The 22,060-nt window shown below is 39.5% G+C and carries 28 protein-coding genes; 12 read left to right on the top strand and 16 right to left on the bottom strand.

The genetic code is table 11. From position 1 onward, the window contains the following. The first annotated feature begins 83 nt into the window (after positions 1-83). From PQO03_RS02010 to PQO03_RS01995, 4 genes are read left to right on the top strand one after another with little or no spacing between them, the layout of a single operon-like run. Positions 84-1,019, top strand: a complete 936-nt coding sequence (locus PQO03_RS02010) for a DUF362 domain-containing protein (RefSeq protein ID WP_274150802.1) — start codon at positions 84-86, stop codon at positions 1,017-1,019. Further along, positions 1,016-1,408, top strand: a complete 393-nt coding sequence (locus tag PQO03_RS02005; RefSeq protein WP_274150801.1) for a hypothetical protein — start codon at positions 1,016-1,018, stop codon at positions 1,406-1,408. The genes PQO03_RS02010 and PQO03_RS02005 overlap by 4 nt, the downstream gene beginning before the upstream one ends. Beyond that, positions 1,405-2,181, top strand: coding sequence for a nucleoside triphosphate pyrophosphohydrolase (gene mazG / locus PQO03_RS02000; protein WP_274150800.1), 777 nt, complete (start codon positions 1,405-1,407; stop codon positions 2,179-2,181). The genes PQO03_RS02005 and mazG overlap by 4 nt, the downstream gene beginning before the upstream one ends. After that, positions 2,174-2,941: a lipopolysaccharide kinase InaA family protein gene (locus tag PQO03_RS01995; RefSeq protein WP_274150799.1), complete on the top strand. Its 768-nt coding sequence runs from the start codon at positions 2,174-2,176 to the stop codon at positions 2,939-2,941. The genes mazG and PQO03_RS01995 overlap by 8 nt, the downstream gene beginning before the upstream one ends. Here PQO03_RS01995 and pyrF read toward each other — a convergent pair whose 3' ends face one another. Next, positions 2,942-3,631, bottom strand: a complete 690-nt coding sequence (gene pyrF / locus PQO03_RS01990; protein WP_274150798.1) for an orotidine-5'-phosphate decarboxylase — start codon at positions 3,629-3,631, stop codon at positions 2,942-2,944. Next, a complete protein-coding gene (locus PQO03_RS01985; protein ID WP_274150797.1) occupies positions 3,624-4,067 on the bottom strand; it encodes a hypothetical protein in 444 nt (147 codons plus the stop codon). The genes pyrF and PQO03_RS01985 overlap by 8 nt, the downstream gene beginning before the upstream one ends. Positions 4,068-4,328: 261 nt before the next feature. Between PQO03_RS01985 and PQO03_RS01980 the strand changes: the two genes are divergently transcribed. The 3 genes from PQO03_RS01980 to PQO03_RS01970 are packed head-to-tail and all read left to right on the top strand — an operon-like array spanning position 4,329 to position 7,631. Continuing rightward, a complete protein-coding gene (locus tag PQO03_RS01980; RefSeq protein WP_274150796.1) occupies positions 4,329-5,006 on the top strand; it encodes an RDD family protein in 678 nt (225 codons plus the stop codon). A gap of 5 nt (positions 5,007-5,011) precedes the next feature. Beyond that, the gene (locus tag PQO03_RS01975; RefSeq protein WP_337993441.1) at positions 5,012-6,088 is read left to right on the top strand and encodes an LptF/LptG family permease; all 1,077 of its coding nucleotides are present in this window, start codon (positions 5,012-5,014) and stop codon (positions 6,086-6,088) included. Between the two features lie 4 nt (positions 6,089-6,092). Beyond that, positions 6,093-7,631 (top strand): formylglycine-generating enzyme family protein, encoded by a 1,539-nt coding sequence (locus tag PQO03_RS01970; RefSeq protein WP_274150795.1) that lies wholly within the window; start codon positions 6,093-6,095, stop codon positions 7,629-7,631. Here the strand turns inward: PQO03_RS01970 and PQO03_RS01965 are convergent. The 8 genes from PQO03_RS01965 to PQO03_RS01930 form a co-directional block, all read right to left on the bottom strand. Further along, positions 7,606-8,982, bottom strand: a complete 1,377-nt coding sequence (locus PQO03_RS01965; protein WP_274150794.1) for an ArsB/NhaD family transporter — start codon at positions 8,980-8,982, stop codon at positions 7,606-7,608. The genes PQO03_RS01970 and PQO03_RS01965 overlap by 26 nt on opposite strands. Further along, entirely contained in the window at positions 8,982-9,893 is a 912-nt protein-coding gene (locus PQO03_RS01960; protein ID WP_274150793.1) for a PTS sugar transporter subunit IIA, read from the bottom strand. Before PQO03_RS01960 ends, PQO03_RS01965 begins: the two co-directional genes overlap by 1 nt. 106 nt (positions 9,894-9,999) lie before the next feature. Beyond that, the gene (locus PQO03_RS01955; protein ID WP_274150792.1) at positions 10,000-10,368 is read right to left on the bottom strand and encodes a hypothetical protein; all 369 of its coding nucleotides are present in this window, start codon (positions 10,366-10,368) and stop codon (positions 10,000-10,002) included. Then, entirely contained in the window at positions 10,361-11,605 is a 1,245-nt protein-coding gene (locus tag PQO03_RS01950) for a S41 family peptidase (protein WP_274150791.1), read from the bottom strand. Before PQO03_RS01950 ends, PQO03_RS01955 begins: the two co-directional genes overlap by 8 nt. Next, complete coding sequence (rnhA, locus tag PQO03_RS01945; RefSeq protein WP_274150790.1) at positions 11,605-12,075, bottom strand: ribonuclease HI; 471 nt, start codon at positions 12,073-12,075, stop codon at positions 11,605-11,607. Before rnhA ends, PQO03_RS01950 begins: the two co-directional genes overlap by 1 nt. Then, positions 12,075-12,974 (bottom strand): LysR family transcriptional regulator, encoded by a 900-nt coding sequence (locus PQO03_RS01940; protein ID WP_274150789.1) that lies wholly within the window; start codon positions 12,972-12,974, stop codon positions 12,075-12,077. The genes rnhA and PQO03_RS01940 overlap by 1 nt, the downstream gene beginning before the upstream one ends. After that, a complete protein-coding gene (locus PQO03_RS01935; protein ID WP_274150788.1) occupies positions 12,971-13,792 on the bottom strand; it encodes an ABC transporter permease subunit in 822 nt (273 codons plus the stop codon). Before PQO03_RS01935 ends, PQO03_RS01940 begins: the two co-directional genes overlap by 4 nt. A gap of 157 nt (positions 13,793-13,949) precedes the next feature. Next, a complete protein-coding gene (locus PQO03_RS01930) occupies positions 13,950-14,516 on the bottom strand; it encodes a hypothetical protein (protein ID WP_274150787.1) in 567 nt (188 codons plus the stop codon). 117 nt (positions 14,517-14,633) lie between these two features. Here PQO03_RS01930 and PQO03_RS01925 point away from each other — a divergent pair, with 117 nt between their 5' ends. Genes PQO03_RS01925 through PQO03_RS01905 form a run of 5 tightly spaced genes read left to right on the top strand, consistent with a single transcriptional unit; the run spans position 14,634 to position 18,096 of the window. Beyond that, entirely contained in the window at positions 14,634-15,515 is an 882-nt protein-coding gene (locus tag PQO03_RS01925) for a formyl transferase (protein ID WP_274150786.1), read from the top strand. Then, a complete protein-coding gene (gene pgsA, locus PQO03_RS01920; protein ID WP_274150785.1) occupies positions 15,512-16,078 on the top strand; it encodes a CDP-diacylglycerol--glycerol-3-phosphate 3-phosphatidyltransferase in 567 nt (188 codons plus the stop codon). Before PQO03_RS01925 ends, pgsA begins: the two co-directional genes overlap by 4 nt. Before the next feature lie 9 nt (positions 16,079-16,087). After that, entirely contained in the window at positions 16,088-16,999 is a 912-nt protein-coding gene (locus PQO03_RS01915; RefSeq protein WP_274150784.1) for a hypothetical protein, read from the top strand. Between the two features lie 12 nt (positions 17,000-17,011). Then, positions 17,012-17,956, top strand: coding sequence for an NAD-dependent epimerase/dehydratase family protein (locus tag PQO03_RS01910; RefSeq protein WP_274150783.1), 945 nt, complete (start codon positions 17,012-17,014; stop codon positions 17,954-17,956). Beyond that, entirely contained in the window at positions 17,956-18,096 is a 141-nt protein-coding gene (locus tag PQO03_RS01905) for a hypothetical protein (protein ID WP_274150782.1), read from the top strand. Before PQO03_RS01910 ends, PQO03_RS01905 begins: the two co-directional genes overlap by 1 nt. Here PQO03_RS01905 and bioA read toward each other — a convergent pair. Genes bioA through rpsP form a run of 6 tightly spaced genes read right to left on the bottom strand, consistent with a single transcriptional unit; the run spans position 18,071 to position 21,730 of the window. Then, the gene (gene bioA / locus PQO03_RS01900) at positions 18,071-19,396 is read right to left on the bottom strand and encodes an adenosylmethionine--8-amino-7-oxononanoate transaminase (RefSeq protein WP_274150781.1); all 1,326 of its coding nucleotides are present in this window, start codon (positions 19,394-19,396) and stop codon (positions 18,071-18,073) included. The genes PQO03_RS01905 and bioA overlap by 26 nt on opposite strands. Further along, positions 19,383-19,997 (bottom strand): ribonuclease HII, encoded by a 615-nt coding sequence (locus PQO03_RS01895; RefSeq protein WP_274150780.1) that lies wholly within the window; start codon positions 19,995-19,997, stop codon positions 19,383-19,385. Before PQO03_RS01895 ends, bioA begins: the two co-directional genes overlap by 14 nt. A 45-nt stretch (positions 19,998-20,042) precedes the next feature. Continuing rightward, a complete protein-coding gene (rplS, locus tag PQO03_RS01890) occupies positions 20,043-20,375 on the bottom strand; it encodes a 50S ribosomal protein L19 (protein WP_274151799.1) in 333 nt (110 codons plus the stop codon). A gap of 10 nt (positions 20,376-20,385) precedes the next feature. Continuing rightward, on the bottom strand, positions 20,386-21,051 hold the full coding sequence (trmD, locus tag PQO03_RS01885) for a tRNA (guanosine(37)-N1)-methyltransferase TrmD (protein ID WP_274151798.1): 666 nt from the start codon (positions 21,049-21,051) through the stop codon (positions 20,386-20,388). Positions 21,052-21,074: 23 nt separating this feature from the next. Beyond that, positions 21,075-21,392: a KH domain-containing protein gene (locus PQO03_RS01880; RefSeq protein WP_274150779.1), complete on the bottom strand. Its 318-nt coding sequence runs from the start codon at positions 21,390-21,392 to the stop codon at positions 21,075-21,077. Beyond that, positions 21,392-21,730, bottom strand: coding sequence for a 30S ribosomal protein S16 (gene rpsP, locus PQO03_RS21980; RefSeq protein ID WP_337993440.1), 339 nt, complete (start codon positions 21,728-21,730; stop codon positions 21,392-21,394). Before rpsP ends, PQO03_RS01880 begins: the two co-directional genes overlap by 1 nt. Positions 21,731-22,060: the final 330 nt, after the last annotated feature.

Here is a 22,060-nt window from a genome sequence, read left to right as displayed (position 1 = left end):
AGAAAAGTATTTTCAATTATTTAAAACTATATTGATTTCTGAATCAATGAGCTATTGTGTCTCAATAAACATGAGCCAAAAATATGATTGAAGTCCTAACAGTTAATAAATATGATCGTGCCTTAATCTCTCGAGAGATCGAAGCGCAATTCGATCATTGTGATTTCTTCACTCGTATACCTGCTAACTGCTCTATACTTCTAAAGCCCAACTTTGTTATGCCCTCCCCAAAAGACGACCCCTCATGCACACATCCTGAGTTTTATATGGCTATCGCAGAGATTTTCCTAAAGCATGGCCACAGAGTAGGCATTGGAGATTCCCCTGCTTTCGGATCATGTAAAAAAGCTCTTAAAGCTCACCTAGTTCATGACGAGGTACTCGATAAGGGAATCGAAATAGTAGAGTTCACTAATAACCAACAATATGAAGACTCAACAGGACAAAGCAGCTACAAAAACTTAAGTATCTGTAAGGAACTTAGTGAATGGGATATACTAATCAATCTACCAAAATTAAAAGTCCACCAGCAAATGCACTTTACCGGTGCATGTAAAAACCTCTATGGTTGTGTAGCAGGTAAAAAGAAAATCCTTTTGCATAATCTCTGTAAAAATAAGCCAGTTAAATTTGCTGAAATGATTCTTGTAAATGCTAAAAAAGCGCAAGCCATCCTACATATTGCTGACGGCATTCACGCTATGCATGTCACTGGCCCTAGAGGTGGCGACGTCCACGAATTCGGAAAAGTTCTTATCGGTGACAATCCCTTGCAAGTCGATTATATCTTTGCGAAGATGGCAAACTTTAAAGTTGAAGAGACACCCCTCTTTGCGGCCTTGGCAAATGAAGTTTTCCAAGAAATCAGTACAGCTTGTGAGGATACCGTTAACCACCCTAACTTTACCTACGCTGAAAACTTTGTTCACAGCTACATAAATGACATCAGCTTCAGCCCACCCAAACTCATTCGCTCTGGCATTCGCTCCTTGAAGTTCAAACTTACAGGAAAGGTATGATGCAGAAAAAAATCAGCTTATATTTCTTTTCATTTCTAACTTTTGTTTTAACGAGTTCTTGCTCATGGATTGATCGGAATTTAGCCCAATCACACGGCGAATACTTTCAGACCTTTAATTGCACACAAGAAACTGCACTTTTATCCACGAAACAAATCATTACTGAAAAGAACTATACTGGCGTCATCATTAATCATGATGGAAATCATGCTGAAATCTGGTTCAAGCTTAACGATAAACAGCGTGTTAGAGTACGATTCACTCAACATTATTTCTGGGATACAATCATTTCGTATTATGTAAGTCCTGATGGCAACGAGGATATGTCAGATGAATTTTACACCACACTACATCAAAAAATATTTGGCACTGCACTGGAGAAATCATGACTCAAAACTGGCTACTTGAATTAGAAAAAATCATGCAGACCCTTCGTGCTCCCAAGGGCTGCCCATGGGACCTTGAACAAAACCATGATTCATTAAAAAAATACCTTATTGAAGAATGTTCGGAAGTATTGGATGCTATCGATAATAATGACCCCGAAGAACTCAAAGACGAACTTGGTGACTTATTAATGAATATTTATTTCCATGCCCAAATTGCTGCGGAAAACAAGCAATTCACCATCTCTGATGTCGCTCAAAATATTTCTGAAAAAATGATCCGCCGTCACCCCCACGTCTTTGCCAACGAAAATGCAGCAAACTCAGATGATGTAGATCGAATCTGGCAGGAAGTCAAAGAAAAAGAGAAAGGCAAGAAAGATTCGATTTTAGATGGTATCCCAAAAAACCTCCCCAACTTGCGCAAGTCTCAAACTATCCAAAAACGCGTATCTAAAGTCGGCTTCGATTGGCAGGACTGGAAGGGAAGCTTTGATAAAATTACTGAAGAACTTCAAGAACTAAAAGAAGAAATTGAGAGAAATGACATGGAGAAAGCCAAAGAAGAATTTGGTGACCTCATGTTCTCTATGGCAAATCTAGCCCGAAGTCTGAAATTCGAAGCCGATGAAGCTTTACAATTTGCTAATAATAAATTCGAAAAGCGCTTCCGCTCAGTAGAAAAAACAGTGAAAAACTCAAACAGAGACTGGAATGACTACTCCTTGGATGAGCTCGATCAGATCTGGGACAAAATCAAGGCCGAAAATGTTTAGTAAAAAAGACTCAGAAGATTTATTTTCACGCAATAAACTCGGAACTTTCCAACTTCTTTGGGACAATAAAACTGAATGGTTCGAAGCTCCAAATAGTGGCTCTCATGAAAATTCTTGGAGTGGTGTTTCAAAAATAACTCTCGAGGGACAAGACTTCTTTATCAAGAAGCAAAAGAACTATTCAAAACGCAATCTAATCCATCCCTTTGGTGAAAACCTGGCTCAAAAAGAACATAAAAATATCACAATATTTAAACGCTTAAACATCCCCAGTTTAGAAGCAGTATTTTTTAATCGCGTAAAGAAAAACGGCAATGACTATGCCATTTTAATTACTAAAGCACTTAGCTCCTACACTCCACTTAACGAAGTTGAAACCCTCGTGAATACGAGAGCTCTAAACTTAGCAGCGAGACGTACTATAATTTTTCATACAGCAAAACTAATCGCTCTATCTCATGAAAACAAAGTGAAAATCCAAAGTTTATACTCTAAGCACGTCTTTGTACATGACTCTTTAATCCAGGGTCAAGCCTGCATGGACAATGAAGCCCCATGCAAGTTTATTGACCTCGAAAGAGCTCGATTAAGCTATTTCGATAAGAGCAGTTTTTTAAAAGACGTAGAAACTTTTAGTCGTCGCACTAAGTCATGGAGCCAAAGTGATCGCCTTTATTTCCTTATTCATTATCTAGGCGAAAAAAAAGTCACGCAACAAGTGCGTGACTACATAAATAAACTAAAGTCTATTAGCAAATAACTATAACTGTAATTCCGCTAGTATAGCCTCGACAGATGCAATTGGGTCCGATGCTTTCATAATAGGACGTCCAACAACAATATAATCAGCGCCAAGTTCAGCTGCTTGTCTTGGCGTCATAATTCTTTTTTGATCATCACTTGCGCTACCCTTAGGGCGTATACCTGGCACGACTACTTTAAACTCAGTACCATAAGCCTTCTTTAAAGCTTCTATCTCCCACGCAGAACAAACAACACCATCTACACCTGCATTTTTTGCGAGTCCCGCAAAACGCAATACGGCCTCTTCAGGTGTTCCCGATAAATGCAATTCATCTAGAACCGATTGACCACTACTCGTGAGCACGGTCACTGCAATGAGCTCTGCATCAGGAAAATTCGGACGGTTTTTTTCAACTGCAACACGCATCATTTCACTCCCACCAGTGGCATGAAAGTTCACCATGTCTGCACCAATAGATAATGCCGACTTCACTGCTTGAGCCACTGTATTTGGAATGTCGTGAAATTTAAGATCAAGGAAAACTTTAAAGCCCCTATTTTTTAACATCTTTACAATAGCGGGTCCTTCTGCAGTAAAGAGTTGCTTACCTACCTTAAACCAAGTAACTTTACCACCTAATTTATCTACAGCTTCTTCTGCTTCAGTTAAAGAATCCACATCTAAAGCCACGATCAATTTAGTCATTTTTCTTTTCTCTTTTATCAATAATTTTCAAAGCTCGACAGATTAAAATAATAGGAAACACTGCTCCTATCATCATAATGACTGGAAATTTAGTTACTAAGGTTAAATCGCCGACAAGTAATAAGCCATTCAAGCCACTTTGTAGACTCATAAGTAAATAAGCTAAGACGATAACAAAGGTTACAGGCAAAAAAACTAAAGCTTTAGAAATGATCTTTGCTTCATTTGCCAAAGCCAATTCATCTACACTTTCAAAATGCTTTGCCATCCCCTCACAAATACCCGACAAAAGTTTGCCCACACAAATACTTGCCAAGCAATTCATTACTAAAAAATATACATCATCTGCATATTCACTGTAAAATTTTGAGAACGGTATGAGGCATCCACAGAGGATCCATAAGTAAAAAGGAAAATCGGCACTCTGCGTTTTCATTAAATATCTTTTCGAAAAGAAGGCCTGCAAGAACAAAGCTACCATTAAGATAGAAAGAGAATAAGAGTGCGAATAAATTGATTCGATAGAACTTAAACAAAGAATTATCAGAACGAATAAACTACTATGAAGGTATATTACTAAGTGATTTTTATGATGATCCACAGCTTGAGATTCTTTCTTTTTGATTTTTTAGAGTTATCTTATACGTATTATCGAATACCACACTATACACATAAAAAAATAAGCCAAGTGATTTAAATGAAATTCTTCATAGTCAAAGATAAAAATACCGAACTCGGTCCTTACCCAGAAGAGGTTCTGATTGATATGGCTACAAGTGGCGATATTGACGCATCCACACTTATTCGCAACTCTTTAATGAAAAGAACGCAAGAAGCCAAAAAAATCCCTTTTCTCACCGATCATGTTAAAGAAGTCGAAAAAAAAGAAGATACCGAGGGGGCCAAAGTCCACATGAAGCCACTTGGTCGTACATCTAACTCCGTTCGGCTCGCCATCAAAAAACATCGTCTCACTGCTTTTGTCATTGATCTATCAATTATCTACGGCTTAGTGTATCTTTTAGCTGCTTTTTTAAATAACAGCTTAATTATGCAAAACCTAAGTGAAGGCACTCCCCAAGCAAGTGCTAGCTATGGATCGAGCGCTGCATTACTATTTGCAGGAGCTTATTTAATTTTTGTCATGTACTACACTATAAATATTGGTTTTTTTGCCCAAACTCCTGGCCAAAGATTTTATGGTGTCATGGCGGTTAATACAGAAGACATGCCTGTGAATTTACAAAGGTCTTTTCTATATTCAGTATTTTTCTTCCTACTCCTACCCTTGGAACCTTTCTTCGTTTACATTGCCAGTAAAAGTTTACATGAAATACTATCTGGCACAAAAATAGTTAATGTGAGATTTGGCTAAAATACATGTTTTTCTCCATTCTTTCGCGCTATATAATGCGCAGTATGCTCCTCCCTTTTGTCTGCTGTACTAGCGGTTTCATTTTTGTTTTCTTTATTGCTAATGTCCAGAACGATCTTTCGGATATGCTAAAACTTGATGATACATGGAAGGTCATCACTTACTATTTTTTGTATATCCCTGACAAATTTGCGTATATCGCTCCCATGTCTTTACTTTTGGCTACCATATATTGTTTTTCAAGCCTTAACCGAAACCATGAAATAACCGCTATGCGCAGTGCTGGCTTGTCCATAACTAAACTAAGCGCTCCCATTTATGTATTTTCTATCCTTGTAGGCATAGGCCTATTTATCTCTAGTGAGTATATCGAACCCTATTCTCGGCTTAAAACTTTTGAACTGATCACAAAAGCTGAATCAATGAATAAAAGCAGTGAGTTTCATGTTTTCACCGCTTTTGATAAAAAGCTAACGCGCAAGTGGGCCTTGAGTTCTGATGAAGACAAAAATTTCTCGGCTATCCAACTCCTAGAATATAATGAAGAGGGGCAGCTTATTCGCGAAATCGAAGCTTTATCAGGTAGTTTCAACAAAGAATTAGGCTGGCATTTCGAAAATGTAAGTATCGCTGAATTTGCTGATGACCATAGAATTAAAAAAATTCAAAAACTTGCTACGTACCCTCGCCCCGAAATCAAAGATGATCCCATCTTATTAAGTAATATAGACGAACTCAAAGGCACGCCTTCTCTGAGTCAAATAAATAATGAGCTTAGCTCAGGCCGTCCTGTTGATGAAAAACGAAAGGCTTTCCTAGAAACACGAAAATTCTCCCTGTTTTTCTCTCCCTTCTCTTGCTTTATTGGCGTTTTATTAGGCATCCCTATTGCTACCAGCAATCAACGTTCCGCTGGAATGAGCTCTGCTTCTCGTGCTATTGGCATAATGCTCATTTATTACATCATCAATGGCCTCTTCATAAACTTAGGCCGCAATGATATCCTACCTCCATTTATAGCCGCTGGATTAGGTACAATTATATTTGTCAGCTGGGGCTTCATCGCCAGTTTCAAGGAATAAATACATGAAAAAAAAAACCAAGTTAAGTGAAGAACAAATTAAACTTGCTGAAAAACTCAAAATTAAGTTAGTCGACAAACAACTCCGCGATCAGCTTAAAGCAACTAAAAAATCTAGCAACAAAACCATTTTAATTCTTGGTGCTTTACTATTAGTCACTCTATCTCTGGCTTTATCTTTTTTAAAAAGCGACTCAAAAGCAGCCCAATCCACCTTAATAGATAAAACAAAGTTAATTTCCACCTCACTACAAGCATCTTTCTCCCCCCCCTTTTCTCAACTCCCAGTGGACCTCAAAAGCACTCTTAAACAAACAATCATTCATCCACCACACAACACGACCGAAATGAATGAAACCCTTATTCTACAACGTGAATGCATCATAAAATACGGACTCCCTTTAGAGGTAGAAAATAAGTTTGGCATGAAATTCAGACTGATTCCCCCAGGACAATTTCTCATGGGAAGCCCACAGACCGAAGCCAATAGAACTTCCACAGAATTACTCCATGAAAGCGAGATCAAATACCCCTTTTATCTACAAAAATTTGAAACCATTCAAAAAACATGGCAGGCTGTTACAAACAAAAATCCTGCCAAAACGCCGAAACCAGATTTTCCAATACAGGATGTCAGCTTCAATGATTGCTTATTCTTTTTTCAAGCACTTAATACACAACTCAATCTCGCTCAACATAGCTACACTTTACCATCGGAAAAAGAATGGGAATATGCAACACGCGCGGGGAGCCATACTCCTTGGCACTTCGGTAAAGACCTCAAGCTTGCTCCAGCATATGTAATATCGAAATACAACGCCTTTCCTCGTTATGAAAAAAATCACTTGCTACCAAATGCTTTTGGTCTTTTCAATACCCATGGCAATATGCAAGAATTCACCCGCTCACCTTTTTTCATCTATGAATGCAAAAAAGATCAATACGCTCACTCATGGGATTTCAAAATCTATGATGGCGACCACCCTGAAGATATCGTTTTACCCCGAAACAACTTCAAAGTTGAAACACGTAGCCAAGGCCGTCAAACAGGCCTTTATTTTCACGATGCCAATAACGATGGCCTATGGACGAATAGTGAAATAATTTGGGCCGCTAAAGATCCTTTAGATCCCATTTACAAAAGTAGCAGGGACACTTTCATCTGGAGAGGCGATCAAAATAAAGATACCGATCTCACGAGTTTTGATAAGCTACGAGGCGTAAATGGAAACCTTTATTATAACGACAAAAATGCTGACTTATCTTGGAGTCCAGGAGAAGAAATCTGGGGTTACAATGAATGGAAACGTTATAAGAGTGGTTATCAAATTGTTCGAGGTGGCGCTTGGTCTCTTGAATTAAAGTACTCTAGGTCCGCAATGCGTTTCACTCATTCCAATAATGATAAAGGTTCTTATATAGGAATGCGTTCCTGTCGACCCTTATACAAACTCAAGGAACTACCCCTAGAGCAACAGTCTAAAAACAGAGCCGCTTGGGATAGCTTTCAAGAGGGTCTTACAGCTGATAAAACCTTAGAGTAATATACGCACTTGCACCTATTAAGGTGACTATTGTAACAGGTATCCCGTAGATAAAGAAGTCTTTAAATGAAATCTTGTGGCCATTTTTTTCGGCAATACCCATTGTACACATATTTGCCGCGGCACCTACAGCAGAACCATTACCACCTAAACAGACTCCCAAGGCCAAGGCCCACCAAAGTAATTCTTCGTGAAGCCTTACTTCAAAAAACTCATGCGTCCCAATAAATTGACCAATGATAATAACTGCTGCTGCAGTAAAAGACACATTATTCATAATAGCGGCACAAAGTCCCCCTACCCACATTATGGTGAGAATAATGGCCAAAGGATGCCAATCATTCATGTAGACTAAAAGCTTACCTAACTCATCCATCAAACCAGCCTCTTCAGCTCCTTTCACCAGTATAAATAAACCCATGAAGAAAAATAAGGTTCCCCACTCTATTTTCTCTAATGCATGATCCACATTATCTGAACAACTAATAAGAGCACATGTAGCCCCCGTCATTGCCACCACCGATGGCTCAAGATGCAACATCCCATGGAATAAAAAACCCAGTAAGGTCAGGAGCATAATACTGCCCCCCTTAATTAATTTCTTTTTATCTGTTATCGCTTCTTTTTCATTGAAAGCCATGATTCTCGCACGCTTCTCTATGGTAACTACCATTCTCTTGCGATAATAAAACCATAGAGCAAGCATATAAAAGAATAAGCACACTAGAATAAATGGCGAAAGGTTAACCATAAATGCACTAAAAGAAAGTCCCGCATAAGAACCGATAATCAGGTTGGGTGGATCACCAATTAAAGTCGCAGAACCACCTATATTAGATGCCATAGTTTCGCAAAGCAAAAAAGGAATTGGCGGTACTTCAAGTTCTGCCGCTACAACTAGGGTTACGGGTGCTATTAATAAAATAGTCGTCACATTATCTAAAAATGCTGATAGAATAGCTGTCGCAAATACCAATAGTAATAAAGTGTTAATAGGAGAGCCTTTTGCTATCTTCGCAGATTTAATCGCAACGTACTGAAACAAGCCCGTTTCACTCAAAACATTAACTAAGACCATCATTCCTGCCAAGGTAAAGATCACATCAAAATTTATATTTTGGGCAAAAGAATCTAAGTGTAATGCAACAGTCCCTTGATTCTCCGCTACTGTCTCCAGTGGAAGATTATCTCCACTACTTATATCAGCTGCCTGATTCCCATGATTCACACCAGGTAAAACAAACAAAAGCATGAGCATAGCTCCCCCCATTGCAGCGGCACTTTTGTGAACTTTTTCACTGGCAATAACTACATAGGTTCCGAGGAATATTAAAGTACCCAACCAGAACATTATGATCTCAACAAATTGCTAATGAGTTCATGCTTGGTGATAACACCCTCGGGGTGCATTGTCTCATCGACAACATATAAACAAGTCACCTTATCTTTAATAAATCTTATCACTACATCCATTAAAGGCGTTTCACGTTTACAGGTATTTGGTTCATGATCAATAAATTTATTCACAGGAGTTCGATCTTCATTTTTTAAAATTTTATCAAAAGGCTCAAATTCTGGCAAGAAATTTAAATTATCCATCATCCTTATATAATCTGGTACTGAGCCTTGAAGAATAGAATCGATGTTAAAATCTCCAATCAATCGGCCATCAGAATCTACAATCGGAATGTGTAAGCGCTTTGTTTGTGCCAATACATCAATCGCTGAGCCCAGCATACCCGACTCAGGCATACAGTCCATTGACGTACTCATAATATCTTCTGCTTTAATACTGTGATTAATCTCAACTTTATCTTTTTGAAACTGTGAGATAACTTCGCTTGGGCTATTACATGACGCAAGTTTATCGCTCATCCCTGGACTGGAAAAGTAGCGAGCCAAAGCCTTCAATATAAGTAGATAGATTTTTGAAGTTTCCGTAGAAACGAGGAAAAGAATAATGATTTTGCTTCTTTCTTGATCACAATCTTGAAGTTTAATTCCTTTCTTATGAATACCAAGAACTAAATGTAAGTCACTGACTCCTGCTGAACGAGTGTGAGGTATAGCAAAGCCCACATCATAGGGCATATCTACTAATCTTTCATGTTCTAAAATATCTTTTAAAATTATCCTTGGCTCAGAAATATCCTTACATTGGGACTTCAACGCTTCAAGCATTTCCAAATAAACCATTTCATGACTTTCAGCCTGAAGGTCACATAGAATTAATTTTGGATTCAGTAAATCTGCAAAATTCATATCAACACTCACCTTATATTAGAATATAAACTACTTGCTAATTTTTATAAACAAATGCCTTTACTCAATACTCAAATACAAAAAAAGGGCTTTTCAAAATAAAAAGCTAAATAAAAATGCCTGGCCAGAAAAAAAGCGCACAAAACAAAACACTTAACAGAAAGGCTACACATTCCACAGCTAAGCGTCTCTTCACTAGGCAAACCCCTGTGATCAATTGAAATAAAATAACAAATGGCATCAAGATGACGCTTACCAACATAATGATACCTAAGTGCTCAAAGGCCGAGAAAACTAACCATTGCTCGCTCTCTAGGGATGCCGTAGGAATAAAAAAAACGACCACCAAAGCATAAACCGCCGCCGTCACCAACATGCTCGCAGAAAATAATGTCGCGCTATACACACTACTCATAAGCTTGGGCTGAAGCTTTTTAACTTCTTCAACTAGGCCCTCAAAATCATCATTACTCATTTTGCTTTAACTCAGCGAAAAAGGGAGCTTCTTTTACTGCTAATTTAATCTCTTCTTGAAGAACCCTGTATGCCTCCAGAAATTGCTTGTCATGCGGATCTTTAGATTCAATTGTATCATAATTGGCTATCTGCTTACGTAGTTCTTTTTTTTCTGAAGATGATAATTTCACCTTAAGATCAGGCTCTAAACCTTTGCCATGTATAACGTAACCAGCTGGAGTATAATATTTTGCAATCGTAAAGCGTATGCTGCCACCATTACTCAGCTCACTGATAACTTGCACAGAACCTTTACCGTAGGTTTTTTCTCCAACTAATACACAGCGTTCATAGTCCCGTAAGCATGAGGCCGTCACTTCTGAAGCTGAGGCACTATCCCCATTCACAAGTATAACAATGGGGATTTCTAACCTCGCCTCTTCACTTAAGTCGAGTAAATCTTCACGAGCTGCATCTCTACCCTCTTTATAAGCAACCAAGGAACCATACTCTAGAAAAACCGAACATATTTCAACCGCAGAATTTAAATATCCTCCGCCATTGAATCGCAAATCAATAATTAAACCTTTCATTCCCTGTTCACTAAATTCATCTATATAATTTGAAAAGTCGTCAGCTGTTTTCGATCCAAATTGTGTAATATACAAATAGCCGATTTCTTCATCAAGCATCTTTGCTGATTTTATTGTTGGAACTGAAACAAAGCCCCTTTCTAAATCTAATTCTAACTTCTCTTCTTTTCGATGTACAGATAATTTCAACTTTGAATCAAGGGCGCCTTTTAAATGTCCTACGACTCCTTTGCTATCTAAACCCACTAGCGAAACTTCATTAGCGGCAACAATATAATCCCCTCCAAGTACACCTGCTTTCTCTGCTGGTGAATCGCCATACACCTTCCTGACAAAAACTCCATTATCATCAACACGAAAAAGAATCCCCACTCCGGCAAACTTGCCTTTTAGGTCATCCTCTTGTTCTTTGTTTTGTGATGGTGTGTAATAGGTCGAAAAGCTATCTAAACTTTTCAACATCCCTTTTAACGCCCCTGTTGTTAAACTTTCATTATCAACTTTGCTTTCATCTACATAGGAACTCTTCAATTTAGCCCCTGCCTCTTCTAACAAATGAAATTCATCACTCAACTGAGGCTGAGCAAGGCTCTTACTTCTATAATAAGTAAAGCCCAAAAGTAAGTTGATAATCGCTACTAAAATCAGCGTTTTCTTAAGCATTATGAGCCTTTAAACCCTTCATCATCTATTAAATTATTTTGTTCTGCTGCGTCTGAAGCTAATTCATCCGCTCGATCATTAAGCTCATGACCACTATGACCTTTAACCCATTCAAAAATAACTTCATGCTTATCTAAAAGATTGAGTATACACTCCCATAAATCAGCATTTTTCGCAGGTTTTTTACTTGTTAGAATCCAGCCTCGTTGACGCCATTTCCAGGGATGACCTCCCTTGATATTATCGACGATATACTTACTGTCGCTTAAAACTTTGACCTTACAGCTTTCTTTCAAAGCTTCTAAACCCTTAACAACTGCAAGCATCTCCATACGATTATTAGTCGTTAATTTATATCCTCCAGAAAATTCTTTCCGGTGATTATTATAAATTAAAATAGTTCCATAACCGCCGGGACCAGGATTACCTTTACAGGCTCCATCAGTAGCAAGTAAAATCTCTTTTTTCATCAGACAAAATCTCCGCGACGAGCCATGATTAAGTCCCGTGCCAATGAGCGAAATGAATTGAGGATATCTATAATCTCATCTTTCTCTCTCCACGCTAGACCAATTTCTGCTTCTGCTAAAAAATCCGTATTTAAAGCCACTAAGTCGTGACTCTCAAGTAAAAATTTTGGTGGTGTAATCATAAATCCCGCCCCTAAACCTAACTGGATATATTTAAGTGCCGTTGAAATAGTATTGGTCAAGGCACCATAAACTGGAGCACAACCATGCTTTTTCATCTCTTGCTTTAATAAGCTCATGCTATAGCTGTCTTCTTGTAAAGCCACCCAATTCATTGAATCTAGGCATTGCTCTGACCAATTAAAGTTTCTAACTAAAGGACTATCTTTTTTTACGATCACACGATAAGGAATTGTGAGCAAGGTTTCGTAATTAAACTTTTTACTTCGCGGCAAAGGTTCGGAAGATATAACAACATCTAAATCGCCACTAATAAGTTCACGATAAGGGGAACGCCCCTCAATCTCATTGATTACAGGCATTAACTTTGGAAACTCTTTCATTAAAGCGGGTAATATTTGCGGAATATAATGTTCTGCAATCAAAGAAGCGCAACCTAAACGTAATCGTTGCTTGTCTAAATCTCGTAACTCATCCTCGATGGTTGCTAATTTCTCCATAAAAGGTGCGACGACCGCAATCAGCACCCTCCCTGCATCAGTTAAACAAAAGGGGCGCCTCTCAAAGAGCTTCACACCTAAATGTTTTTCTAAACTAACAATTTGTTGACTGATGGCTGGCTGCTGAATGGCATAGGGCATCACTTTTACTGCGTTCGAAATGCCTTCTGCTTCCGCTACGTAATAAAATAGCTCCAGATGGTGCAGATTTATATTCACGAATTATTATCCTCGTGAAGTTCTCGACTTTGAAATAAGGTACATGCCAAAGCAGAGAAGAAAGCGATCATTGCTGACATATATATAAATGACCAGCTTATATAAGTAAAGGGGATTTCAATTTTTATAGCTAAGGCCTCTGCTTGCCAAAAAGATTGCCAATTCGGCAAAATCAAATACACCATCTTCGCTATGATACTTCCTTTTTCAGCAGTGATACCAAAAAAATAATCTGCCGTAGCGCCACCTAAAAACACGAGAAACATCATGACAAATGTGCCTGTTACACGTAAACGCGTCATCAATGATACCGCTATTGTCCCCATCAAAGCTAGGGCAAAACCTAAAACTAAAAAACCTCTTGCCACTTGACCATTCAAGCCCATTTCTTCTTTTGAGTGCCCTGGTAAAAATTGTGCTACTAGTGTAGCGACGCACATAGATACCATCAGCATCAACATACTTGACTGACAAAAGTTGCCACCTTTCAAATAATTCCGCAACGCTCCTCCGAGATAAGGAATCACTAGGCTGGCACAGGCTAACAAAATATAGACACCCCAATCTAACCTGAACTGGTCTCCAGCACAGCGAAGAGATATAAGCAACTCCATCGAACTGCACAGTGAGTAGAAAACCATCACCAGGATAACTCCTACAATCTTACCCAGTACATACTCGACTCGACTTATAGGCTTAGAGAAAATGAAACCTGCAGTTCCCTGAGAAATTTCACGCCCCATCACTCGATCTGCACTAAACACCGCGAGAATTAAGCCACCTAGGAGCACTGTCGCCATGAAGTTATCTACAATCATACGGAACTGCTCTCTAAAAACAAATAGTGCCGTAACAGGTAAAATTATATTAATCAGTGCCGTTATAAAAAAAATAACCACTATTGCAGGATCTCTTAGACTCTCTAAAAAAGCCCCGCGGGCGATGTGGTAAATGTTATGCAAAAGAATCTTGTAATTATTTCGGCATTACAATTCGTGGCTCACTAGCTTGTGGAGAACCGACATTAGCACCACCTCGCGCAAGGCGATCTAACTCAGCTTGGTATTTTTTTGCTAAACCCTTGATGCCAAAAAGCTCTTCACATTGAGTAGCGATAATAGTCCAATTTTTATCTGTTAAAGCATAAGTTTTTATATTTGGGTTAATCACATCGCGATAATGCTTAGGGATAAATCTTTCTTCACCTAATAGTACCACTTGCTTTGGGTGTGCAAAATTAACAAAATTATGAAACTCTGATGCAGAAATCTTAATCGGCGTTTGTGGTGGAGCCGGATTCGTATTTTTTTGTGCGGGCACAAACAACACTTCTTTCGCATCTGGGCGAGTAATAAAAACGACTGGTTGCTTGGTATGGAATTGTAAAAGATCCGCCAATAAACGCGAATGCAGTGAGTAGCCTGTCACTATCAAAGTGGTAACATCATCATCCTTATTCTCAATCGCCGCTTGCGCCTGAGGGCGAACAACAAATACCAACATAAAAACGAACACAGCCGAAACTTTTAATAAATTTCTCATGAAAATCAAACCTTAAATTTTATCTTTATTTTCCCTGCCTACTTGAGGCAAATGCAATTCCAATATAGTATTGATCCTTATAAATAAAATCTGAAAACAAGCTCCACTAAGGTCTGTATGAAAAAATTCTTTGAAATCCCACCCAACGGCAAAGCTAGAGCTGCTATTTTTATCAGCGGTTCAGGCACCAACGCAATAAAAATACTCGAACTCTGGAATAAAGATCCAGAAACCTGCAAGTTCATCCCCTCCTGTTTAGTAACAGATAGGCCTGAAAGATGTGCTGCTCGAGAGATCGCAAAACAATTTAACATCCCTTTAATCGAACATGACATATTCAGTTTCTACAAAAGCAAGAACTTAAAAAGCATCTCCCTTGCAAGCTCAGAAGGTCGCCTGGCCCGAGAAGAATGGACGCAAGGGCTCATCCAAAAGCTCAATATCTATCCATTGGAATTTGCTATCTTCGCTGGCTTCATCCCCCTCTGCAACATCACGGAACAACTTCCCTGCTTAAATGTACACCCCGGGGACCTAACCGTGACAGACAAGTCTGGCAACCGCCTACTCACTGGACTCCATGCCATCCCCATTGAATTGGCAGTTATTAACGATATCGATCACATGAGAACCACCGTGATCGTTGCTAGTGCTTATAGTAGTTCAGGTGCAGGCATGGACGAAGGCACCATAATCGGCCTCTCTCCCGAAGTAGACATTGACTATCAAGGACGCAAGGTAAGCGAGTACCAAGAGCTCCACAAAAATCGAAGCGGAAAAATAAACGATCCCCTAAGAGACATGGCTAATGCCAACCAAGAGGCCCTTAAGGCCGATGGCGACTGGGTCGTATTCCCTCCATCTGTCAATGATTTTGCCTCAGGACGCTTTTCCATAGATGAAAAAGGCCAACTCTACCTTGATACAAATGGCAATTATCTACCCATTGAATATATTGAATACCGTCAAAATCAAAAGGAAATCGTTTTCGCAGAATGAACATAGCCAATAAAATCACCGTAAGTAGATTCGGTTTAACTTTAGTATTCGTCTTGCTAGCCCAGTTTGACCAACATGTTTTTTTTCGCTGGCTCGCTTTAATCGTCGCCGTATGCGCCGCCTTGTCTGACTTTTTAGATGGCTACTTAGCCCGAAAATACAAACTCGTTACTGATTTTGGCAAACTAATGGACCCCTTAGCTGACAAAATTTTAGTCGCGGCGGCCTTCTTTATCCTATGTAAAAAAAGCATCACCCCCGACTGGTTTGCTATCATTATCGTAACTCGAGAATTTGCCGTTACAGGGCTTCGACAAATCGCAGCCAGCAAGGGTATTATCATCCAAGCCGATAAATCTGGCAAAATCAAAACAGCTTTTCAGTTTACATATCTAGGTATTGTCGCCTTACACTGGGCCATTAACGGCAACTCAATAGCTATCAGCAATAACACGCTCGTTTTTTTCCTCAACGCCGTCATGCTAATAACAGTTTACATCACCTTATCTTCAGGCTACAATTACTTTATTAACAACAAAAACCTCTTCAATAAAAACATCTAAGGAGATCTAATGAAATTATTTTACCTTATATTCTTTTCCATCTTTACTCTTTATTCACAAGACCAAACCATATTGACAAATAGCGAAATCCTGGAACAAGCCCGCAAAACTGCAACAGAAGAACTAAAAAACGAAATCACTATCGAAAAAGTTGCCACTAAATACAAAATCCCTTGGCCCGCTCCGAAAGCTGAAAGTATTGCAGACACCGAAAAACTCGTCATACTCTCCGCTGAAAAAGAATACGCCAAACAATATGACGACAAGAGCAGCAGTGACTTTTTAAAACAAGCACAAGCATATTATGCACCTTATGAAATAGGTACAAAAATCTCTATATACAAAACTCAATCACTAGGAAGTAACCCAAAAGTAGACGGGAAATATTATGGTATTGATTCATACGGCCTAGTTAAAATCGGCAATGCACGGGTCCCACTTATCGACATTAGTAAAAGAGATACCGCCCGCTTCTTTCCCGAAAAAGCCGTACAACTAATCAAGAACTATGCAAACGGACTTGAGTACGACTACAATTTCAAGAAAAAAAATATCCTTACTGCAATCAAAGATAAGATACGTAAGGATATTTATTTAAAATATGGAATCTCTCTTTATCGCAATAAATGGATACCCACTACAACACTCGTAACAGGTTTACGCAAGCAAGCTATTCAAATTGCTATTCCTACCAAACGCAATGCCCTTGCTGCAGGCATATATCAGAAAAATGGCTATGTTTTAACTGGCAAAAAATGGTCTCACCCAAAAATAGACTTTAAGCCTAATGACTTTGACTACATGCCCAAGGATCTTGCTATCGTAGATTTAGAGAATCTTATGTCAGCGAAGAATATCAGCATATCTAACTCGCCATTAGCAAAGCACCCTGGCGCCAAATATTACGATTTTGAATTTTAAGCGAGAAAAACATTGAGTAAACGAATTTTAATCACTGGAATTAGTGGCCAAATTGGCACAAACCTTGCCTATAACCTCATCGACAAGGGCTATGAAATTTTTGGTATCGACAAGCGCCAAAACACTTGGACAAGCGACCTAACAACTATCCATCAAGATCTCTCAAGTCGCTACGACAACTACAATCAAGGTCTCGGTTGCTTAGACTATGGAAAAGTCGATCTTGTAATCCACTTAGCAGCCAACGCCAAAGTACACGAATTAGTCGAGCACCCCACACGCGCACTCGATAACTTCATGATGACTTTTAATATGATTGAGTACTGTCGGACTAATAACATCCCCATCATTTATTCATCCACTCGTGAAGTCTATGGCGATATCCAGCGCTACGTGACTAATGAAGAAGATGCTAGCTTCCACACAACTGAAAGCCCCTATTCCGCTAGTAAGATCTCTGGCGAAGCCTTCCTTTATTCATATTCAAAATGTTATGATCTATCCTACATATGCTATCGTTTCAGCAATGTCTACGGCCGCTACGACAACGATATTGAACGAATGGAGCGCGTCATACCGCTCTTCTATAACAAGATCAAGAATGGCGAGCCTATCACCATCTACGGCGAAGATAAAGTACTAGACTTCACCTATATAGATGACTGTGTAGCTGGAATTTCATCAGGAGTCGATAAACTCCTAAGCGGAGAAGTTAAGAATAAAACTTTTAACCTCGCCCATGGAACAGGCAATCCTTTGCGCACTGTTGCAGATGTCTTCCAAGAAGAACTAGGAGTTGAGGCTGATTTAAGCTTTGAGCCGTCGCGCTTAGGCGAAGTCACACATTATATCGCAGATATCTCTAGCGCTAAAAAATATTTGAATTACGATCCAAAGACCGATCTAGTTAGCGGGCTCCGCAAAGCCGCCGCCTGGTATGCATCTCAAAGTAAGTAATGTCAAAATTAACACCAGAAGAAATCGAAGCTTGGATCGAGCAAGTTCATAACGGTTCTTGCTGCTCAGACCAAGACCAATGTACCGAAGATGACAAACCCAAGACAGACGAAGCTAAGAACGAAGCTCCTCAAAAATAAGCTCTTTCATAATATCTGCAGACTTTTCAAGTAGGTCTCGCTCGATATTAAGTGGCGGTAAAAAATAAACCGTATTGCCTAAAGGCCTTAATAAAAGGCCTTTTCGCACTGCTTTTTTATAAAGCTCATAACCACAGCGCTTTTTATTCAAACCAGCTAAACTCATATCCAAGTCTGCTGCTACCACAAAGCCACAACTCCTGACATTGAGCAAGGCCCCTGTTTCAGCTGCCACATCTTCAAATAATTCGTGCATATACACAGAATCTTTCGCAACTCTCGCAAAGACTTGTTCTCTTTCATAAAACTCAAGCGCTGCCACTGCCGCCGCTGCCGAAATAGCATTACCCGTATAAGTATTGGAATGCATAAAACCACGACCAGTTTCATAGTCATCATAAAAGCCATTGTAAATTTCATCCGTCGTAAGAACACAACTCATCGGAGTAAAACCTGCTGTCATACTTTTGGAAAAAACAGAGAAATCCGGCAACACACCCGCAAATTCACAGGCCCTAACCTTCCCCAGTCGCCCCATTCCGGTCAAGATTTCGTCTGCAATCAAATGAATCCCTCTTGCAGAAGTCCAATCGCGGAGAGCTTTAATAAAACTAGGATGATAAAAAAGCATCCCTCCTGCTCCTTGTAAAACTGGCTCAATCACTATACCTGCTAACTCATCCGCATATTCTTCGAGTGGTTCAAGCAAAGAAGAAAAATCTTCAAAAGGTAAATCTTCAACTTTACCACTCACATAAGGTATATCTAAAATTTTCTTAATCTCGGGCATTAAAGCCGCGTAAGGCGCAGAATAGAGTCCACAATCACCTAGCGCCAATGTAAGTATGGTCTCCCCATGATAAGCATTCTGTAAAGACATGAATTTCTTGCGCTGCTCTTGTCCATTCTGTTGCTGATACTGCAAAGACATTTTAACTGCGACTTCTACACCATCAGAGCCACTATCGGCAAAAAATACTTTATTATATCCAGGATTTAAAGAGATCAACTTTTCACATAAATTAACAATCAATTCATTCGACGTATTGGCTAAAATAACGTGTTCAAACTTCTCCATCTGATCTCTAACTGCCTGCTGGACTTCATCATGACCATGACCAAGGCTTTTGCACCACCAAGAACTTATTATATCAATAAGAGGCCCATCATTCGCGGTATGCAACAAGCTCCCTTTTGCCGAAACTATTTCCATCGGCGGAAAGGTCTCATAGTCTTTCATTTGTGCACAGGGGTGCCACAGATGCTTTAAATCTCTACTCTGTAAATTACTTAAACTCATTTTCAGCTTTCCTCACAGGTGCAAAAGAACGACGATGCAAGGGACAGGGGCCAAACTCATCCAAAGCCTGCATATGCAATTTTGTTCCATATCCCATATGTTTTTCAAATCCGTACTGAGGATACTCAAGGGCATATTCAGCCATCAAATCATCGCGAAATTCTTTCGCTAAAATACTAGCAGCCGCAATAGATATTGAACGAGAATCACCCTTAACAATACTACGCGTCGGCGCTTTAAATCCTGGAACAGGTAAACCATCAATCAATAAAAAATCTGCGTCGACTTTCATGGCCTCGACAGCTTTACGCATGGCGAGGTGACTGGCCTGTAAAATATTAATTTTGTCTATTTCCTCTGGCTCAACAAGCCCCAAGGCGTAGTCAACTCCATCCATATCGCGGAGTTGATCATAAATAACACGGCGTTTTTTTCGACTCAATTTTTTTGAATCATCGATACCCTCAGGAAGATCCATCCCCTCACGAAGTATACAACAAGCGGCAACTACTGGCCCCGCCAAAGGACCGCGACCCACTTCATCTACCCCACCAATAGCCTTAAAACCAAGAAGCCGGTAATGCTCTTCAAAAAAGAACATATCCGGCTCCGAAATGGTAAATAATTCGTCCAAGGACTTAAGCTACTACTTAGCTTCCTTGATACGTGCAGACTTACCAATTTTTTCTCTAAGGTAGTAAAGTTTAGCACGACGAACGTTGCCTTTTCTTTCTACTGAAAGAGACTCAAGGTTTGGTGAGTTGAACGGGAAAGTCCTCTCTACGCCTTGGCCAAAGTTCACACGACGAAGTGTGAAAGTTTTACTGTTACCACAGTTTTTAATAGCGATTACATTGCCTTGAAAAGCCTGTAAACGACTATTAGCACCATCAACGATACGGTACTGAATCTTTACAGAATCACCAACGTTGAAAGCAGGAAGATCTGTACGCTCGTTCTCGCGAGCTATTTGTTGCATCTTATTCACTTTATATCTCCTTTAATAAATCAGGTCGGCGAGTAAGCGTCTTCTTGTAGGATTGCTCACTACGCCATTCTTTAATTTTTTTATGATTTCCAGATAAAAGAACTTCTGGAACTCGCATCTGTCTAAATTCTTCGGGTCTGGTATACTGCGGATATTCTAACAGTCCATTCTCTTGGTTAAAGGATTCATCAATCGCCGATTCACTACAGCCTAAGGCTCCTGGAATCAAACGAATCACTGCATCACTTATAACCATCGCTGCAAGGTTACCGTTGCTTAGTATGTAGTCTCCAATCGATATCTCTCTATCTACAATGCCATCTAAAACTCGCTGGTCGACTCCTTCGTAGTGACCGCAAAGAATAATCAAATGTTCTTCTTTGACAAGTTCTTCGGCTAGGCGTTGCTTAAACACCTCTCCGCTTGGGCTCATGTAGATAACTTTACTTGTGGGTGTTTTTAAATCTTCAATAGCTTTAAAAATCGTATCACAAGACATAACCATTCCTGGCCCGCCACCATAGGGGCGATCATCCACTCTGCGATGCTTATCAGTACTATATTCACGCAAATTATGGATAGAAATCTTTACTAAATCAGCTTTAACTGCTCGTCCCAAGATGGAACTCGACATTGGCTCAGTAAAAACCTCCGGAAAGAGGGTAATGATATCTATATTAAGTATGGGGACTAATCCTCTATTTCAACACTAACTCTACGACTACCACGAACGCCAGCACCGCTAACGAGAGCACGTAAGGCTTGAATGTTCTTACCAGCTTTACCGATGATCTTACCAATATCAGATTGATTGCATTTTACTGTAATCTGAAATCCTTTATCGTTGTCTTCTCCACGTACCTGAACTTCTCCAGGTTCGTCGACCATACGAACGACTATAAATTTCACCAATTGCACCAAATCTTCATCTCCGCCTACAGGCTGAGGGTAATAATCAGCGGTGTTGGATGAACCAAGACCAAAAAGTTTTTTTAGAAAACTTAGCATTACTCAGCCGCCTCAGCAGCCTCTTTTACTGGTTCTGCTACTTTTTCTGTTGCTTCAGCTTTAGGCTCTTCGCTTTTTTTCTGGCCTTTCAGACCGCGAGTAGGCTCGCCAGTTTTTGCTCTTCTGATAATGTCTTTCACTGTGCTAGTTGCCTGAGCACCACGAGCGATCCAATATTCTGCTCTTTCAACATTAACGACTTCTTCTTCTCTAATCGGTGCGTAGTGACCTAGTTTTTCAATGTATGCGCCATCACGTCTTACACGTGCATCTACAACTACAATTCTGAAACTGGGTGCATTCTTTTTACCCGTTCTAGTCAGTCTGATTTTAACCATATTTATATTCCTGTTAAGCTTTCTGCTGTTATTTTTAAAACTCTAACTTATTTATTAACTTTAAATAAGAATCAATGAGCTCTATTACCCCTAAGGATTTGGGAGAGCGGTAAAGTAACCGAAGATGCCAAAAGAGCAAACAGCTTTAGATCTTTTATTAACTGCAAGCAAATACTTATAAGCTCTTAAGAATAACGAACTTAAGAACTAAGTCATCCCAAGAGCTTTTTATCCCCTTCTTCATAGATAATTAGATTCTTATCGAGCTAGCACTTTTAAGTTCAAAAAACTAATACTTTTTGAACGATCACTCTACAAAGACGTTTTGTA

Source organism: Lentisphaera profundi (assembly GCF_028728065.1).
GTDB lineage: Bacteria > Verrucomicrobiota > Lentisphaeria > Lentisphaerales > Lentisphaeraceae > Lentisphaera > Lentisphaera profundi.
This window is presented reverse-complemented; position numbering and strand designations above follow the sequence as displayed.

What these genes read in the sequence shown, in the direction of transcription:
- PQO03_RS01935 (WP_274150788.1), bottom strand. Translation starts at nt 13,792, where the DNA reads ATGATTGTAGATAACTTCATGGCGACAGTGCTCCTAGGTGGCTTAATT.
- PQO03_RS01985 (WP_274150797.1), bottom strand. Translation starts at nt 4,067, where the DNA reads ATGAAAACGCAGAGTGCCGATTTTCCTTTTTACTTATGGATCCTCTGT.
- PQO03_RS01975 (WP_337993441.1), top strand. Translation starts at nt 5,012, where the DNA reads ATGTTTTTCTCCATTCTTTCGCGCTATATAATGCGCAGTATGCTCCTC.
- PQO03_RS01915 (WP_274150784.1), top strand. Translation starts at nt 16,088, where the DNA reads ATGAAATTATTTTACCTTATATTCTTTTCCATCTTTACTCTTTATTCA.
- PQO03_RS01980 (WP_274150796.1), top strand. Translation starts at nt 4,329, where the DNA reads ATGAAATTCTTCATAGTCAAAGATAAAAATACCGAACTCGGTCCTTAC.
- pyrF (WP_274150798.1), bottom strand. Translation starts at nt 3,631, where the DNA reads ATGACTAAATTGATCGTGGCTTTAGATGTGGATTCTTTAACTGAAGCA.
- PQO03_RS01965 (WP_274150794.1), bottom strand. Translation starts at nt 8,982, where the DNA reads ATGTTCTGGTTGGGTACTTTAATATTCCTCGGAACCTATGTAGTTATT.
- mazG (WP_274150800.1), top strand. Translation starts at nt 1,405, where the DNA reads ATGACTCAAAACTGGCTACTTGAATTAGAAAAAATCATGCAGACCCTT.
- PQO03_RS02010 (WP_274150802.1), top strand. Translation starts at nt 84, where the DNA reads ATGATTGAAGTCCTAACAGTTAATAAATATGATCGTGCCTTAATCTCT.
- pgsA (WP_274150785.1), top strand. Translation starts at nt 15,512, where the DNA reads ATGAACATAGCCAATAAAATCACCGTAAGTAGATTCGGTTTAACTTTA.
- PQO03_RS01970 (WP_274150795.1), top strand. Translation starts at nt 6,093, where the DNA reads ATGAAAAAAAAAACCAAGTTAAGTGAAGAACAAATTAAACTTGCTGAA.
- PQO03_RS01905 (WP_274150782.1), top strand. Translation starts at nt 17,956, where the DNA reads ATGTCAAAATTAACACCAGAAGAAATCGAAGCTTGGATCGAGCAAGTT.
- PQO03_RS01930 (WP_274150787.1), bottom strand. Translation starts at nt 14,516, where the DNA reads ATGAGAAATTTATTAAAAGTTTCGGCTGTGTTCGTTTTTATGTTGGTA.
- bioA (WP_274150781.1), bottom strand. Translation starts at nt 19,396, where the DNA reads ATGAGTTTAAGTAATTTACAGAGTAGAGATTTAAAGCATCTGTGGCAC.
- PQO03_RS01995 (WP_274150799.1), top strand. Translation starts at nt 2,174, where the DNA reads ATGTTTAGTAAAAAAGACTCAGAAGATTTATTTTCACGCAATAAACTC.
- PQO03_RS02005 (WP_274150801.1), top strand. Translation starts at nt 1,016, where the DNA reads ATGATGCAGAAAAAAATCAGCTTATATTTCTTTTCATTTCTAACTTTT.
- PQO03_RS01895 (WP_274150780.1), bottom strand. Translation starts at nt 19,997, where the DNA reads ATGTTCTTTTTTGAAGAGCATTACCGGCTTCTTGGTTTTAAGGCTATT.
- PQO03_RS01880 (WP_274150779.1), bottom strand. Translation starts at nt 21,392, where the DNA reads ATGCTAAGTTTTCTAAAAAAACTTTTTGGTCTTGGTTCATCCAACACC.
- PQO03_RS01925 (WP_274150786.1), top strand. Translation starts at nt 14,634, where the DNA reads ATGAAAAAATTCTTTGAAATCCCACCCAACGGCAAAGCTAGAGCTGCT.
- PQO03_RS01950 (WP_274150791.1), bottom strand. Translation starts at nt 11,605, where the DNA reads ATGCTTAAGAAAACGCTGATTTTAGTAGCGATTATCAACTTACTTTTG.
- rnhA (WP_274150790.1), bottom strand. Translation starts at nt 12,075, where the DNA reads ATGAAAAAAGAGATTTTACTTGCTACTGATGGAGCCTGTAAAGGTAAT.
- rpsP (WP_337993440.1), bottom strand. Translation starts at nt 21,730, where the DNA reads ATGGTTAAAATCAGACTGACTAGAACGGGTAAAAAGAATGCACCCAGT.
- PQO03_RS01955 (WP_274150792.1), bottom strand. Translation starts at nt 10,368, where the DNA reads ATGAGTAATGATGATTTTGAGGGCCTAGTTGAAGAAGTTAAAAAGCTT.
- PQO03_RS01960 (WP_274150793.1), bottom strand. Translation starts at nt 9,893, where the DNA reads ATGAATTTTGCAGATTTACTGAATCCAAAATTAATTCTATGTGACCTT.
- rplS (WP_274151799.1), bottom strand. Translation starts at nt 20,375, where the DNA reads ATGCAACAAATAGCTCGCGAGAACGAGCGTACAGATCTTCCTGCTTTC.